We start from the raw sequence: 15,388 nt of genomic DNA on the forward strand, positions 1-15,388 counted from the left end.
TCGTGCGACTTGCATGTGTTAAGCATGCCGCCAGCGTTCGCTCTGAGCCAGGATCAAACTCTCAGGTTCATCACAGTCAGGCCTAAACCCAACCACAACAAACAAAGGGTAACCCTTCCTCAATTCAACTAACCAAAAGGCCAGTCAATTCGAAACATCTGTCAAAACGCATATCAAAAGATATACCAACAAACTCAGGTCATCCACAGATAACCGTCAGTCCATCAGACCAAAGCCATAAGACCTCAGTCAGAAAAACACGCCGTCAGCATATCCCTCTCTATCTCATATTCTCTTGTCAAAGACCAAAAGAGCCAAAAACCTTAGCAGAAACTTCCGAAACCGCCAAGATCACTTCGTCTCGGTGAAGCAGCTTCTATACCCACAAACACTATACCGTCAACAGCAGAAATCAAAAAAAATGACATTTTTCTTTCAGGTCGATTTTGCCCATAGCTCTGTACGAAACAGGCATCTGCTTGCCCCCTCAGGCACCCGCAAACACACGGCAGGAAATGCACGGACTGGAATCGTAAAAGACCGCCCCGCCTTCAGGAAGGCGGGGGAATTTCACCCCACCACGTCAACACAATTTGTTACTTTACGTTTCCATATATCTTCTATGCGCGGGATGCCGACCCTTCCAGCAGTCCCCGTAAATCTCTCACGCCCAAAATACCCAAGAAAGCCACCCGCATCCCGGTAACGCTACCATTATAACGCTCTGGCAACCTCACGGTTCCTGATGTTCTGGATCACACAGCCCCCTGTTTGGGCGATGGCCTCAGTCACTTGATATGACAACACGCCCCCTGCGGAAGCGACTATCTGGAAATTTCCATATCGTATTGAATTTAAACAATAATATCTATTCTAAGCGGCTTTTTTACAAAAAACCGCATACTCCAATCATGCCTCCCCCTTCCATGCCGCGAACTCCTGCCATTGTAGGGATAAACATACACGAAAAAGGGAGTGATCCGCCTTCCCTCTCTACATGATACTTTTATAAATCCACAAAAAGACTATATACGCCTGACGTTCGACCTTTCTGGGGGACGAACTTACTGCGCCGGTTGGCGCCGCCGCATTTTTTGATTTTCTTCGAATGGCCAACTGATGAACCTTATGAACCCAGCCTCTGCACCCACCACGGAAGCAACACTCCAGCCACTTCCCTCCGCGTCTGGACAACCGCGCCGTTATGGTGATTTTGCGACTTTTCCAGATGCGCTGGATTATGCTGCACAGGGTACAGCAGGGTTTAATATCTATTCAGGCAAAGGTACGCTGCTCGAAGCGCTGCCCTACAGCGTGCTGCGGACACAGGCTATCGAGACCGCAAAACGCCTGCTGGGTATGGGGCTACAAGCGGGTGACCGCGTGGCCATTGTCGCGGAAAGCGATGGCGACTTCGCCCGCATCTTTTTTGGCTGCCAGTATGCGGGCCTTGTTGCAGCGCCCCTCCCCCTGCCCGTTGCGTTTGGTGGCAAGGACGCTTACCTGACCACCCTGCGCGGCATGATCATCAGTGCGCAGGCCAGCGCGGTCGTTATTCCGGCCATTATTGAAGGCTGGACTGATGACATTGTAGAAGGCCTTGGTCTGGTTTTTGCTGGCTCCCCCAGCGAACTGATGGCCCGCCCCGTGCCCGATATGGAACTGGGTTCGGTGGACCCCGATGCGCTTTCCTACCTTCAGTTCTCTTCTGGCAGCACCCGCTTCCCCATGGGGGTTTGTGTCTCCCAGCGCTCAGGTATGGCCAATGTGGCCGCCATTGCGCATGACGGGCTGCAGGTCCGTGAAACCGGTGATCGGTGCGTTTCGTGGCTGCCGCTTTACCATGACATGGGGCTTGTCGGCTTCTTCCTGACCCCCATGACATGCCAGTTGACAGTCGACCTGCTGCCGACACGTGAATTTGCGCGCCGCCCCCATGTCTGGCTTGACCTGATCAGCCGTAACCACGGCACCATCGCCTACAGCCCATCCTTTGGGTATGAACTGTGTGCCCGTCGCCCCGCGGCTCCCGGTCTGGACCTGTCCCGCTGGCGGGTTGCCGGGATTGGGGGGGACATGATCCGCGCCCATATCCTGCAGGAATTTGCCGAACAATTTGCCCCGGCCGGGTTCAACGCCAAAGCTTTTGTTGCCAGCTATGGCATGGCCGAAGCAACGCTTGCCATCAGCTTTGTCCCGCTCAACACCGGGATTGAAACGGATACGGTTGATCTGCCCCTGCTGGAAAGCAAAGGGATTGCGCAGGCTCCGGCAAACTCCGGCACACCATCGCGCACCTTTGTTGTGTGCGGCAAGGTGCTGCCCAAGCATGCCATGGAAGTCCGCAACCCCGACGGCGTTGTGCTGAGAGACCGTGAGGTTGGCACCATTTACGTCCGTGGCCCGAGCCTTATGTCCGGCTACTTCCGTATGCCTGAAGAAACCTCGCAGGTGCTGGATCAGGATAAATGGCTGAACACGGGTGATCTGGGCTACATGCTCAATGGCCAGATTGTGGTCACAGGGCGCGCCAAGGACCTGATTATCATCAACGGCCGCAACATCTGGCCGCAGGATCTGGAATGGTCGGCTGAAACCCACATTCCCACCCTGCGTAGCCGTGACGTGGCTGTTTTTTCCCTTGAAAAAGACAATCAGGAAGAAATCGTAGCACTGATCCAGTGCCGCACCACCAACCCCGAAGCCCGTGAAGCCCTGCGCGCCGAAACGGCCAGCCTGTTCCGCAGGCTGCATGGGGTCGATGTTATGGTTGTGCTGGTTCCCCCTCACACGCTGCCGCAGACCTCTTCTGGCAAGCTGACCCGCGCCAAAGCCCGCACAATGTATGTGAACGGCGCTTTTGCCCAGCAGCCCGAAGTCGCCTGAAGCACGGGAGAAAAGGCGCCTGTGAGTGAGAGGCTAGTCAAATCTGGTTTTTTCTCTCATAAGGCGGCCACGGCGGGCGGAAGCTCGGCTTGATATAAATGCCATAAAGGATGAAGGACCCGACATGAGCGAAACCGTTGAAAGCGTTTCCGCGCTGATCATCCAAAAGCTTCTTGCCAATCCCAAAGTCCCGCGCGACATCGACGGCAACTGCAAGATCATGGAAGATCTGGCATTTGACTCTCTCGCAGTCATGAACTTTGTCATGGAAGTGGAAGATAGTCTGGACGTCTCTGTTCCGCTCGACAAACTGGCGGATATTCGCACGATCAATGATCTGGCCGCCTGCATTGTTGACCTGAAGAACAAAGGGTAAACGTGGATGACGTCACTGTTTTCCAAATTCGAGGGCCTTGCGGGTGCTCTGGGCTCTGTTGTAGCGGCTGGCGGACGCAATCCGTTTGCCGTTGTCATTGAAAAGCCGGTTTCCTCCACTGTCGGGATTATAGAGGGGCGTGAAACTCTGCTCTTTGGCACCAACAACTATCTGGGTCTCAGCCAGTCCGAGCGCGCCATCAAGGCCGCGCAGGCAGCGGCAGAAACCTGCGGTGTTGGCACAACCGGCTCCCGCATTGCCAATGGAACGCAGTCGCTCCACCGCCATCTGGAACGCAAGATAGCCGACTTTTTCAAACGGCGGGACGCCATGGTGTTCTCCACCGGGTATCAGGCCAACCTTGGCATGATCTCCGCTCTGGCCGGGAAAGACGATTATCTGATTCTGGATGCCGACAGCCACGCCAGTATCTACGATGGCAGCCGCCTGAGTGCGGCGCAGGTGATCCGCTTCCGCCATAACAGCCCGGACGATCTGTACAAGCGTCTCAAGCGGCTGGATGCGCCCAACAGCGCCAAGCTGATTGTTGTGGAGGGCATTTACTCCATGACCGGCAACGTGGCCCCCATGGCCGAGTTTGCCGCCGTCAAGCGTGAAACCGGTGCATACCTTATGGTGGACGAAGCCCACTCCTTTGGTGTTCTGGGCGAGCATGGACGCGGTGCGGCCGAAGCCGAAGGCGTGGAAGCAGATGTCGACTTTGTTGTTGGCACTTTTTCCAAAAGTCTGGGCACGGTTGGCGGTTACTGCGTATCCGACCACCCTGAGCTGGAGCTCGTGCGCCTGAACTGCCGCCCTTACATGTTTACTGCCTCGCTCCCCCCGGAAGTGATTGCGGCAACAGGGGCAGCCCTTGAGGATATGATTGCCCAGCCAGAGCTGCGCCGCCAGCTTATGGATAACGCCGCCCACCTGCATGCAGGCTTTACCAAGCTTGGCCTTAACGCCAGCAAGCGGGTCAGCCCGGTTATTGCCGTAACGCTGGAAACGGTTGAGCAGGCCATTCCCATGTGGAACAGGCTGCTTGAGCTTGGGGTTTACGTCAATCTCAGCCTGCCTCCGGCAACACCGGATTCACGCCCGCTGCTGCGCTGCTCCGTTATGGCAACGCATACAGCGGCACAGATTGACCAGGCCCTTGCCATTTTTGGTCAGGCCGCCGTGGAGTGTGGTGTACCACTCCAGCCGGAAGCCGCGTAACATTACGCACCCTGCCTGAAGGCCCCTTGCCGCCAGAGCTTCCACAGCACTGGCGGAGCGGCCAGCAGCGGATGTTTTTCCGCAAACGGGCTAAGGGTAATGTTTATCCCGCTATGCCGCCGGATTTTCCACACGGCATAGCGGGCACTTCCTTTAAATGTATAAACTGCCTTGATCAGGCGCAGAATATTCAGCGGACGCCCCAGCCGTGCTCTGAGTCGCCATTGGCGCTGGGCCCTGTTTTTCTGTTCAGCAGTGAGCAGGGGCAAGACCTCCCCTCCCTCCGTTTTGAACCGTATGCCCGCAGCCTGCCAGCATGGGAGCAGACTATGCTCGTACCGCTCCAGATTGGCGTCAACCAGACTGCTGCTTCGCTGCCCGTTTTCAACGCGTAATTCTGCTTTGTAGGTACTGGCGTACAGAGCATCCCAGAATGCTCTGTATGGAGCCTTGAGCGGACCAAGAAGGGCCGCCCATTTTGCCGCCGTTACATTGGCGCGCACGATGCAGTGGGTAATGGCCTGCGCAGCCTGTGCGTTGTTACTCCAGACCAGCCTGACAGGCTGGGAGAAGCGCGCCCAGACCGTGGTATTCAACGTGGAAAATCCGGTCAGATCATGCAGTTGCGCCAGAGTAAGAATGGCAGTTTTGGCGCGCATGGCACGGCCTGCCACCCTGAGCTCCTGATACTCCACATTGGGTGGCAACACCGCATTGGCCATGCAGGCCAGAGCGGAGCGCGGCCAGTCTGACTGCCGACTGACAATAATATAAAAATCGAGCAGCGTGTCTTCATCAATACCGGCACGCAGGCCCGATCCATAAAACAGAACCCCCAGAGGCCGCACGTTACCCAGCATCTGTTCCACAAACAGGGTCACCTCCGGAGCAACGGGAAGAGCCAGTTCCTGTGCCAGCATATGTGTGATCTGGCCAACGGCCTGCCTGCGGATCTGCTGCTCGGTATCAGCCATGTGTATCAGCCATTACGCATAGAGGAAGGAGACGGGCGGACCTGCCTGAATGGTAAAATCCGTCTTGTTACCCGGTTCCAGAATCTCGCCGTCCAGCACAAAACTCTCGTTTGTCTGCATCTGGAGGATTTGTACGGCACCACTCTGGTAAGCAGAGGAACGACGCAGCCACTCCGGAGCCTTGCCACGCAGCAAGGTCCACACCGCCCGCATGAGAGAAGGCGGATATGCCGCCACGTCCAGATAATGCATACCATTGCACGGTGCACCACCGGCACGCCAGAACGGCCAGACACCGTAGGGCAGTGTGTTCAGCGCTGTGCAAAGCACCATAAAATGGTTGTGCACACTACTGGCCTTGCCATCATATGTCAGACGCGCAGCAGCCCCAGCCAGCCAGCCATCGCGCTGGCGGGGAAGCAAAAGCTGCATAACTGTCATGATCAAAGTTGCTATAACCGCCATATCATGCGCGTAACGGTTGAGAACCGCAGGCTGGTGCGCAATGCTTATACCCCGGCCAAAAGCCCCCATGCCGCCAAAAAAGCCAAGGACTTCTGCTCCCTCATACCCCGTACGCAGCACAACCAGCGGGTGACGCTGCTTGACCTTGTTCATGGCCTGCCCCGAGCGTAACTCGGCCTGCAGGCAACGCAACGCCTCCGCCCCACGTTTGCCATACCCGACATCCGCAGCGATCAGGTTGGTATTCCCCGATGGGATAACGGCAACCGGCGGCCACTCTTCCGGCGGCCAGCCAGAAGCATGCAGAACGCTCAGCACCTTGCCAACCGTACCATCTCCCCCATCCACCACAATGCAGGAGGGCCTGTGCGTACGCAGTTCCTCCACAACGCCCTGCAATGCGGCATATGTGTCTGGCGCATAAAACAGGACATTGGGCAATGCCTGGATACTCTGGAGGTAGTCTGGGCCATTCTTCAGGTTTTTACAGCTGAACGGATTATAAATAAGGGCTAGATGATCGGGCACTCACGTACTCTATAATGCACAAGTTGCTGGTCGGTGCTTTTGCCCCGGCTCGGCTCAGTGGTATAAAGAGCCAGCGCGCGCTTGTCACATATTGTACGCTGGCGACGCCTCTGACTGGAGACCTGATTTTCTTGGCCAGCGTTCTTCTTGCCCATTTTTCCGACCCACATCTGCCTCTGGCTGGCCTGCCCACGTGGCGGGAATGGCGTTTTAAACGCGTATTGAGCCTGCTAAGCTGGTTTTACCGTCGCAGGCATCTGCATACCCCGGCACCGCTGCTGCAGGTCATGCAAGACATCAGGCAGGCTCACCCCGCACTGCTCGCCATTACAGGGGACATGACCAATCTGGGTCTCCTGTCCGAATTCCGGGCTGCGGAACGCTGGTTAAAAGAGCAGAATCTTCCCCCCACGCTGCTTGTGCCGGGCAACCACGAAGCTCTGGTGCGGGAAAACAATCTGGAAAAACGTACCCTGTGGGCACCGTGGCTCCATATGGGCGAGAACAGCAGAGCCCCCTCCGTTCTTGTGCAGGACCATGTCGCCCTGATCGGGGTGAATACGGCCGTGCCCTCCCTCCCCTTCATGGCAACAGGCAGAACGGGGGACCAGCAACTGGAACTTTTGGGCAAGACACTCAGAACACTCGGCGAGTCCGGGTTATGCCGCGTTGTGCTGCTCCATCACCCGCCGGTCGCCCATCTGGTCCAGAACCGCAAGGGCCTGACGGACATGAACATGCTCCAGGACATCCTGCGCCGCGAAGGAGCAGAACTGGTGTTGCATGGGCACTCCCACCGCGCCACGACCTGCACCATTCCGGGCACCTCCATTCCTGTACTTGGCACGACCTCGGCATCCCACATTCCCAGCAGCCCCCAGAAAGCCGCTGGCTGGAACCGGATAACCATTACCGCCCAACCTGACACATGGGATATTACCGTGCAGCGCAGGGCACTTGGTACGGATGGTTTTATGCACGACAGTGAGGCAGGCAGAATTTACTCACAGCATCGCCATTTACCAAAAACCGCAGTATGACGTTTTCCATGCTGAACGCGCCCGCCATCCGCCGCTTTATCCAGTGGCTCCGGCCTACAACGCTTGATCGTTACCTGATCAATCAGGTTATTCCACCCTTTACCATTGCTCTGGCCGTGGTCATGACGGCGCTTCTGCTTGAGCGCCTGCTGGTTCTGTTTAACCTGCTGGCGGAAGGCAACAACAATCTACGCACGTTTGTTGAACTGCTGACCACCCTGCTCCCCCATTATCTGGGGCTGGCCATACCCGCCGCCCTTTGCGTGTCGGTTTTTGCCGTCATGCGCCGCATGAGCCAGAATGAGGAGATCGACGCCGCCAACAGCAGCGGCCTCTCCCTTTTGCGAATCACGCGGCCCTATATCCATCTGGGGCTGGTGCTGGGTGTTATTTCCTTCCTGCTTTACGGGTTTATCCAGCCCCATGCACGGTATGACTTCCGGGCCGCGTTCTATTTTGCCAGCCACACCGGCTGGTCCCCGCGCCTGCAACCACGCATGTTTGCCCGCCCCTCCTCCGACCTCACACTTGTTGCCGAGGACGTGACCCAAAGTGGGTCTGAGCTGAAAAACGTCTTTATTCACGATACGTCAGACCATCAGGAACGGAACATTACCGCCCGCAAGGGGCATATCCGCATCGCCTCGGATGGCAGTACCGTGCAGCTTGAACTGGAAGACGGTATCATCGTCTCGGACTCGGGGGACAAACCTCCCAGCCTCACAACATTCCAGCACTCCACCCGCTACCTGACCCATGCCTCCCAGACCACTCCCTTCCGCGAACGCGGAGACGATGAGCGTGAACTCACATCCCCTGAACTGATCAGCAAGATTGTCCGTCAGGATGGTAGCATCTCGCAACCGCATATGTGGTCGGAGCTGCATTTCCGCCTTGCCCGCAGCCTGACCATTCCCTTTATTCCGCTCCTTGCGACCGCACTGGCCATGGCCCGCAAGCGCCAGCGCAATAATGCGGGCCTGCCCATTGCCTTTATCCTCATGATCGGTTTCGACCATATCCTTCAGTTCGGGCACAGCATGGTTGCAACACGGCAACTCTCCGTACTGGTCATCTGGGCCCCAGCCTTTGTGTTTATCACTCTGTGCGTGACGCTGCTCCTTTATCGCTCGGGCACATTCCTCCTCTGGCGTGCCCGCTGGGCTCAGCCAGCCAGAACCCGGCAGGCATAAAGAAAACCGCATATGAGCAAACCTTCATCCAACCCGCGTTACGTTCTGCTGCGCTACCTGTCCGGAGCCCTGCTTTTTCGTGTGGTATTCTGCAGTTGCGTGCTGGTCAGCATGCTGGAAATTCTGGCACTGCTGGAACAGACAACCCCCATCCTGCAACGGCATCTGGGTATTCAGGGGATTTTCAACTACGCCTGCATGCGCCTGCCTTTCCTGCTATCCGGCGCACTCCCGCTCAGCACACTCATTGGTGCGCTGCTTATGCTGACGCAGATGACCCTTGCCAGCGAAATAGCCATTCTCCGCGCGGCAGGCCTGTCTACACTCGGGTTATACAAATATCTGGTGCCCGCAACGCTACTGATCGGGCTGGCAGGCATTGTGCTGGACGATCAGATAACTCCCCGCTCCGAGCAGGCGCTGGCCGCCTGGTGGAATCGCACCGACCCCTCCCCAGATGAGGGACATTCCTTCTGGTTTCATGAAGGGACCAGCCTGATCCATATTGGCCATGTCGCCGATGGTGGCAACATACTGGGCACGGTTGACGTGTACGCGCGTGACGCCAACCACATGCTGAGCAAGACCCTGCATGCGCAAACAGCCCACTACAGCGGTGCCCATGGCTGGACCCTTTATAATCTGGAAGGGCTGGACGTGGACCTCAAGGACCAGAAGGTTGACCGTCTGGACCATCAGGCCGACATGCCGTGGCAGACGACTCTGGCCCCACAGGACTTTATTCGCCTGTCTTCGGGGAATGCGCCACTGTCCACCATCACCATTCTGGGCATGCTGCGTGGGCAGCTTGCCTCGGATTCCAGCCCGGGTTTCCTCCGGGCCGGGCTGATCGAACGGTTCCTGCGCCCGGCGTCTCTGCTGGTTCTGCTGTTGATCGCAATGCCAGTAATCTATATCCCTCCACGAACGGGGACACGCAGTTGGTTGCCAGTATGGTGTCTGGGCGCTGGGCTGCTGTTTATTGTTGTACAGGGACTGCTGCGGGCTATGGGTAATGCCGGTCTGCTCCCGCCTCCGGTTGCAACAGTTCCCACGTTGATCATCTTTACATTGGGATCACTGACTGTGCTCCTGAGGAACGAAACACGATGAGCGGAACTCTGAACAACCCCTCCCTCAAGACTGGTCGCAGTTTTGACCTGGGTAAAATGGATCTCCGGCAGCTGTGGATCGCCTATCTGACGTATCCAACCATTCTGCTGTACTTTGCCCTTGCCATTGCCAGTGCGTTTGTCTCTGCCCATTTTTTTGCAGGCTGGCCCAAAACACTCAGCGCCATACTGGCCGTGGTATTTGTCTACCCCATAGTGTGGTACATGCTGCATCGCTACGTTCTGCACGGGCACCTGCTTTACAAAAACAAATGGACCGCCGGGCTGTGGAAGCGCATCCATTTTGACCACCATCAGGACCCCCATCTGCTGGATGTTCTGTTTGGCGCGCCGGTTACGACCCTGCCCACCATTGCCGTAATCACCCTGCCCATTGGCTACCTGATCGGTGGCGTTGCCACGGCAGCCGCCGCCTTGAGCACTGGTATTGCCATTACCTGCATTTACGAGTTTTTCCACTGCATCCAGCATCTGAACTACAAGCCCCGTTCAGCCTGGATCCAGCGCATGAAAGCCCGCCACGTGCTGCACCACTTCCATGACGAAGATGGTAATTTTGGCATTACCAGCTTTGTGGTGGACCGGGTTCTGGGCTCCTACTACGTGGATGCCAAAGCACGCCCGCGCAGCCCGACCGTGTTCAATCTGGGATATGATGTTGAACAGGCGTCGCGCTACCCCTGGGTCATGAAGCTGACCGGTGCTCCCCCACGCGACCGGCCCGATGGCGCCCGCCCGGATCAGAAACGCACAGCATGAACACACCCCTCGCCATTACCGCTCTGGTGCTTGCCGGAACACGCCCCGGCAAGCCGGACCCCGTTGCTGTTGCCGGAGGTGTCTCGCACAAGGCACTTCTGCCCATTGACGGGGTTCCAATGGTTGTGCGGGTAGTTCACGCCCTACAGGCCGTGCCCGTCGTTACCCGTATTGTCGTCTGTCTGGAAGACCCGGCTATTCTGGCCGGAATTTTACCTGACACTGTGCAGGTTGTGGCATCACGCCCCGAAGGACCAAGTGCCAGCGTGCTGGACGGTCTTACACATTTTGGCACTCCGCTGCTGGTGACCACAGCAGACAATGCCCTGCTCCAGCCTGAATGGGTGGAGGAACTGCTCCACAGCACTGCCGATAAAACCGATATTGCCGTCGGTGTCGCCACCCAGAGCAGCATCCAGCAAAGTGTTCCCCAGACCAAGCGCACCTATATCCGCCTGACGGACATGGTGTTTTCCGGCTGCAATCTGTTTTACTTCAAAACCTCTGTTTCGGCCCGGGTAGCCAATCTGTGGCGCAGTGTGGAAAAAAACCGCAAACACCCGCTGCGTGTCGCATGGACTCTGGGGCTGGGCATTCTGCTCCGCGCAGTAACCGGGCGGCTATCCACGCAGGCCCTGTATGCCCGCATTTATGCCCTTACCAGCGCACAGGCCGAGCTGGTTCCCCTATCGGATGGACGCGCGGCTGTGGATGTGGACAAGGAAGCCGACATCCTTCTGGCCCAGCAACTTGCGCCGGTGCTGAAGGCGCAATACGGGCATTAACCCAACCGGGCCGGGTGCTGGAAAGCCCCGGCGTCGTACCTTCAGGCAGGCATAGCCTGCTCCAGCAGGGCCGGAATATCCTCCATGCAGGGGGCTGAAGCCTTGGCCCTGCGGGCCAGTTCTGGCGCACCATAGCCCCAACCTGCGAACACAAAGGGGCAACCCGCCCCTTCGGCCGCCAGATAATCAGGCGGCATATCCCCCACCATCACACTGCTTGCGGCACGTCCTCCGGCCTGCGCAATTGTGCCCAGCAGGTGCCGCGCATCCGGTTTGCGGGCAGCAAAGCTATCCCCTCCGCCCACGGCGGAGAAAACAGAGGTCAGCTCAAAATCCGCAAGAATACGGCGTGCCGCTTTTTCCGGCTTGTTCGTGCAGACTGCAAGCAGCCATCCTTGCGCCCGCAGGCGGTGCAGGGCTTCCTCCGTACCGGGGAACAGGCGGGACAACCGGGTGGCACGGGGCGTGTAAGCCGCCATAAAACGGCTGACCGCCTCCTCCGTAGAAAAAGGTATGGCTGGAGCGGTCCCGCTTTCTTTTGCTTTTTGCTCCACGCTGGCGTGCAGGGCCCGCTCCACCAGTGCCTGCACGCCGTTGCCGATCATGCCGCGCACCTGTGTATCGGACAGCAATGGCAAGCCACATTGAGCCAGAATTTCGCGGCAGCATTCCGCCAGATCCGGCAAGGAATCCAGTAAAGTACCGTCCATATCGAACACGGCCAGACGCAAAGCAGACATTCCGTTCCTCCGCCTCGTAAATATTAGAAAACTTTTATGATACTGGCATGGAGTTTTTCCATAAGCGAGATGTTTGACACACGCCGGAGCTTGGCTTACCGCATCATTTATGACGTCTGATCCCGCATTCCGTCCTGCCACAGCGGTTCTTCTGGCCGCAGGGCTAGGCACCCGCATGAAATCCTCCCGCCCCAAAGCCCTGCAGCACCTTGCGGGCGGCCCCATGCTGGCCCATCTGCTACGCAACGCGGCCGAGGTCTTTGATCGTCTGGTTGTGGTCATCGGGCCGGAAATGGCAGATGTGGCGGACGTTGCCGCCCCCTACCCCGTGGTCATCCAGCACGAACGGCTTGGCACGGCCCATGCGGCCCTTCAGGCAGTGCAGTGGTTTGGTGATGGCGATGTGGCCGTCCTGTACGCAGATAACCCGCTTATTTCTGCCCAGACCTTGACCGCCCTGCTGGATGAGCGGCGCAAACCCGATGTAGGTCTGGCACTGCTGGCCATGCGCCCGGCAGACCCGGCCCGCTATGGCCGTGTGGTTACCAACGCCGGCAATGTGGAACGCATTGTGGAATGGTCGGATGCAACCCCCGAGGAACGCGCCATAGACCTGTGCAACGCAGGCGTTCTATGTGCCGATGCCGCAGACTTCCGCCGCTGGCTGGAAGCTGTAGGCAATGACAACGCCAAAGGTGAGTTCTACCTGACCGATGTGGTGGATATGGCTGTAGCCGAGCATGCACAGGTCCGTGCGGTTGAAGCCGTGGAAGATGAACTGCGTGGCGTGAACTCCCGCAGCGAACTGGCTCAGGCCGAAGCCGCCCTGCAAAAGCGCCTCCGCCAGAACGCCATGGACAACGGGGTAACGCTGGTCGCCCCCGAGACGGTCTTTTTGGCCACAGACACCCAACTGGCCGCCGACGTGCTGGTCGAACCCAATGTTGTGTTCGGTCCCGGCGTTGTTGTGCATGAAGGTGCTGTTATTCGCGCCTTCAGCCACCTTGAAGGGTGCGAGGTGCATTCGGGCGCAGTCATTGGCCCATATGCCCGCCTGCGGCCAGAAACCATAATTGGCGAAAACGCGCGGGTCGGCAATTTTGTTGAACTCAAAAGTGCCGAGCTGGGTGCGGGTGTTAAAGTCAACCATCTGTCCTATCTGGGCAATGCACAGGTTGGCGCGCAGTCCAACATCGGGGCCGGGACCATTGTGTGCAACTATGATGGCGTGTTCAAACACACCACATCCATCGGCAAAAATACGTTTGTCGGCTCCAACTCCGTACTGGTTGCCCCTGTCGAGATTGGTGATAACGCCCTGATTGCCGCAGGCAGCACCATTACAAACAATGTACCGCAGGATGCGCTGGCTCTGGGGCGTGCGCGCCAGACCACCAAACCGGAACGTGGCAAACTGTTCAAAGATGCCCTGAAGGCAAAAAAGGAAAACGGCTGATGTGCGGAATATGCGGCGTTGTCGGGTTACGCCATGCAACCCCCATTGTGCTCGAAGGCCTGCGCAGGCTGGAATACCGTGGGTATGATTCCGCAGGCATTGCCACTCTGGTGGATGGGCGCGTAGAGCGCCGCCGGGCCGCTGGCAAGCTGGATAATCTGGCCAGACTGCTGGAGCAGGACCCCCTCTCGGGCAAAACCGGCATAGGCCACACCCGCTGGGCTACCCATGGTGCCCCCACCACCTGCAATGCACACCCCCACGGCACAGCCCGTGTGGCCATTGTGCATAACGGCATTATTGAAAACTTTGAAACCCTGCGCCACGAGCTCGAAGCCGCCGGACAGGTATTTGAAACCGAAACCGACAGCGAAACCATTGCCCTGCTGGTGGACTACCACCTGCAACAGGGCCTGCCCCCCAAGGAGGCAGCCCTTAAAGCGCTCAAACGTCTGGATGGCGCATACGCCGTTGCCATGATTTTTGCAGGCCATGAAGGGCTCATGATCGGGGCGTGCAACAACGCACCACTCGCCGTGGGTTTTGGGGATGATGAACTGTTCCTTGGTTCGGATTCCCTCGCACTGGCACCCCTGACCCGCCGCATCACCTATATGGAAAATGGAGACTGCGTGGTGATCACCCCGCAGGGTGCCGAGTTCATGACCTTTGATGGCACACCCCTTGAGCGCACGGTGCAGATTACCGCCCTGACCGCAGGCTCCATCGGCAAGGATGGCTACCGCCATTACATGGAAAAGGAACTGCACGAACACCCGCTGGTTATCGGGCAGACCCTCCAGCGCATGATCGACCCGGCAACACGCAAGGTTGTGCTGCCTGACCTGCCGTTTGACCTTGCCACCGTGCCCCGTGCGGTCATAACCGCCTGTGGGTCAGCTTTTTACGCCGGAATGGTTGGCCGCTACTGGCTGGAAGAAATTGCCCGCCTGCCAGTTGATATTGATGTCGCGAGCGAGATGCGCTACCGCGACCCGCCCCTGACCACAGGCTCCCTTGGCCTGCTGATCTCCCAGTCCGGGGAAACAGCGGATACACTGGCAGCCCTGCGCAGCCTGCGCGAAAAAGCCATCCACATTCTTTCTGTTCTCAATGTGGAACACAGCACCATGGCGCGTGAGAGCGATGTGATGCTGGGAACCGTGGCAGGCCCGGAAATTTCTGTCGCCTCCACCAAAGCCTTTACCGCGCAGTTGACCGTACTGGCCTGCCTGACCATTGCCACCGCCCGGGCCCGCGGCACACTGGACCCTTTGAGAGAAGAAGAACTGGTCGCAGCACTCATGGACCTGCCGAGCCGTGCGGCGGAAGTGTTCAATCAAGGGAATGCCATTCGCAAAATGGCGGCTATTGTGGCCGAAGCGCGTGACGTTCTCTATCTCGGCCGGGGCAGCATGTTCCCCGTAGCCATGGAGGGCGCGCTCAAGCTGAAAGAAATTTCCTATATCCATGCCGAAGCCTATGCGGCGGGGGAAATGAAGCACGGCCCCATCTCCCTGATTGACCGCACCGTACCCATTGTTGCCAGCGTGCCTTCCACACCGCTGTTCGACAAAACCCTGTCCAACCTGCAGGAAGCAAAAGCCCGAGGTGGCCGCCTGCTGGTCTTTACCGACACGCAGGGAGCAGACCGCGTTTCCGCCATTGCCGAGCAGATTGTGGTGCTCCCGCGTGTGCACGATTTTGTGGCACCGATCCTGCAAACCATTCCGGTACAGATGCTGGCGTATGAGGTTGCCGTGCTCAAGGGCACGGATGTTGATCAACCGCGCAATCTGGCAAAATCGGTAACGGTGGAATAACCATGCTTT

At 57.9% G+C, this 15,388-nt stretch carries 13 protein-coding genes and 1 rRNA gene; 10 read left to right on the forward strand and 4 right to left on the reverse strand.

Features of this window, described 5'->3' with window-relative positions:
- A 16S ribosomal RNA gene (locus tag HNR55_RS04825) occupies nt 1-69 on the reverse strand; the annotation flags it as partial.
- Between the two features lie 1,050 nt (nt 70-1,119).
- Here HNR55_RS04825 and HNR55_RS04830 point away from each other — a divergent pair.
- From HNR55_RS04830 to spt, 3 genes are all read left to right on the forward strand, one after another.
- Nucleotides 1,120-2,886 (forward strand): fatty acyl-AMP ligase, encoded by a 1,767-nt coding sequence (locus tag HNR55_RS04830; RefSeq protein ID WP_166112170.1) that lies wholly within the window; start codon nt 1,120-1,122, stop codon nt 2,884-2,886.
- A gap of 124 nt (nt 2,887-3,010) precedes the next feature.
- Nucleotides 3,011-3,262, forward strand: coding sequence for an acyl carrier protein (locus HNR55_RS04835; RefSeq protein ID WP_025826198.1), 252 nt, complete (start codon nt 3,011-3,013; stop codon nt 3,260-3,262).
- Between the two features lie 6 nt (nt 3,263-3,268).
- On the forward strand, nt 3,269-4,483 hold the full coding sequence (gene spt, locus HNR55_RS04840) for a serine palmitoyltransferase (protein WP_166112173.1): 1,215 nt from the start codon (nt 3,269-3,271) through the stop codon (nt 4,481-4,483).
- 2 nt (nt 4,484-4,485) lie between these two features.
- On the opposite strand, the gene HNR55_RS04845 is transcribed toward spt, so the two are convergent.
- Nucleotides 4,486-5,457 (reverse strand): hypothetical protein, encoded by a 972-nt coding sequence (locus HNR55_RS04845; RefSeq protein ID WP_166112176.1) that lies wholly within the window; start codon nt 5,455-5,457, stop codon nt 4,486-4,488.
- Between the two features lie 12 nt (nt 5,458-5,469).
- Nucleotides 5,470-6,450: an acylglycerol kinase family protein gene (locus tag HNR55_RS04850; protein ID WP_166112179.1), complete on the reverse strand. Its 981-nt coding sequence runs from the start codon at nt 6,448-6,450 to the stop codon at nt 5,470-5,472.
- A gap of 131 nt (nt 6,451-6,581) precedes the next feature.
- Between HNR55_RS04850 and HNR55_RS04855 the strand changes: the two genes are divergently transcribed.
- From HNR55_RS04855 to HNR55_RS04875, 5 genes are read left to right on the forward strand one after another with little or no spacing between them, the layout of a single operon-like run.
- Entirely contained in the window at nt 6,582-7,490 is a 909-nt protein-coding gene (locus HNR55_RS04855) for a metallophosphoesterase family protein (protein WP_242005450.1), read from the forward strand.
- Nucleotides 7,487-8,683, forward strand: a complete 1,197-nt coding sequence (locus tag HNR55_RS04860; protein ID WP_166112185.1) for an LptF/LptG family permease — start codon at nt 7,487-7,489, stop codon at nt 8,681-8,683. Before HNR55_RS04855 ends, HNR55_RS04860 begins: the two co-directional genes overlap by 4 nt.
- Nucleotides 8,684-8,695: 12 nt before the next feature.
- Entirely contained in the window at nt 8,696-9,796 is a 1,101-nt protein-coding gene (locus HNR55_RS04865; protein WP_166112188.1) for an LptF/LptG family permease, read from the forward strand.
- Nucleotides 9,793-10,575, forward strand: coding sequence for a sterol desaturase family protein (locus tag HNR55_RS04870; RefSeq protein ID WP_166112191.1), 783 nt, complete (start codon nt 9,793-9,795; stop codon nt 10,573-10,575). The genes HNR55_RS04865 and HNR55_RS04870 overlap by 4 nt, the downstream gene beginning before the upstream one ends.
- Complete coding sequence (locus HNR55_RS04875) at nt 10,572-11,360, forward strand: nucleotidyltransferase family protein (protein WP_166112194.1); 789 nt, start codon at nt 10,572-10,574, stop codon at nt 11,358-11,360. Before HNR55_RS04870 ends, HNR55_RS04875 begins: the two co-directional genes overlap by 4 nt.
- A gap of 41 nt (nt 11,361-11,401) precedes the next feature.
- Here the strand turns inward: HNR55_RS04875 and HNR55_RS04880 are convergent, their stop codons facing one another.
- Nucleotides 11,402-12,100, reverse strand: a complete 699-nt coding sequence (locus tag HNR55_RS04880) for an HAD hydrolase-like protein (RefSeq protein ID WP_166112197.1) — start codon at nt 12,098-12,100, stop codon at nt 11,402-11,404.
- A 109-nt stretch (nt 12,101-12,209) separates the two neighbouring features.
- Here HNR55_RS04880 and glmU point away from each other — a divergent pair, with 109 nt between their 5' ends.
- Nucleotides 12,210-13,556 carry a bifunctional UDP-N-acetylglucosamine diphosphorylase/glucosamine-1-phosphate N-acetyltransferase GlmU gene (gene glmU, locus HNR55_RS04885; protein WP_166112200.1) on the forward strand — a complete coding sequence of 449 codons (1,347 nt, stop codon included), beginning with the start codon at nt 12,210-12,212 and terminating at the stop codon, nt 13,554-13,556.
- Nucleotides 13,556-15,379: a glutamine--fructose-6-phosphate transaminase (isomerizing) gene (gene glmS, locus HNR55_RS04890; RefSeq protein ID WP_166112203.1), complete on the forward strand. Its 1,824-nt coding sequence runs from the start codon at nt 13,556-13,558 to the stop codon at nt 15,377-15,379. Before glmU ends, glmS begins: the two co-directional genes overlap by 1 nt.
- The last annotated feature ends 9 nt before the right edge of the window (nt 15,380-15,388 follow it).

This window comes from Acetobacter lovaniensis (genome assembly GCF_014207635.1).
Taxonomy (GTDB): domain Bacteria; phylum Pseudomonadota; class Alphaproteobacteria; order Acetobacterales; family Acetobacteraceae; genus Acetobacter; species Acetobacter lovaniensis.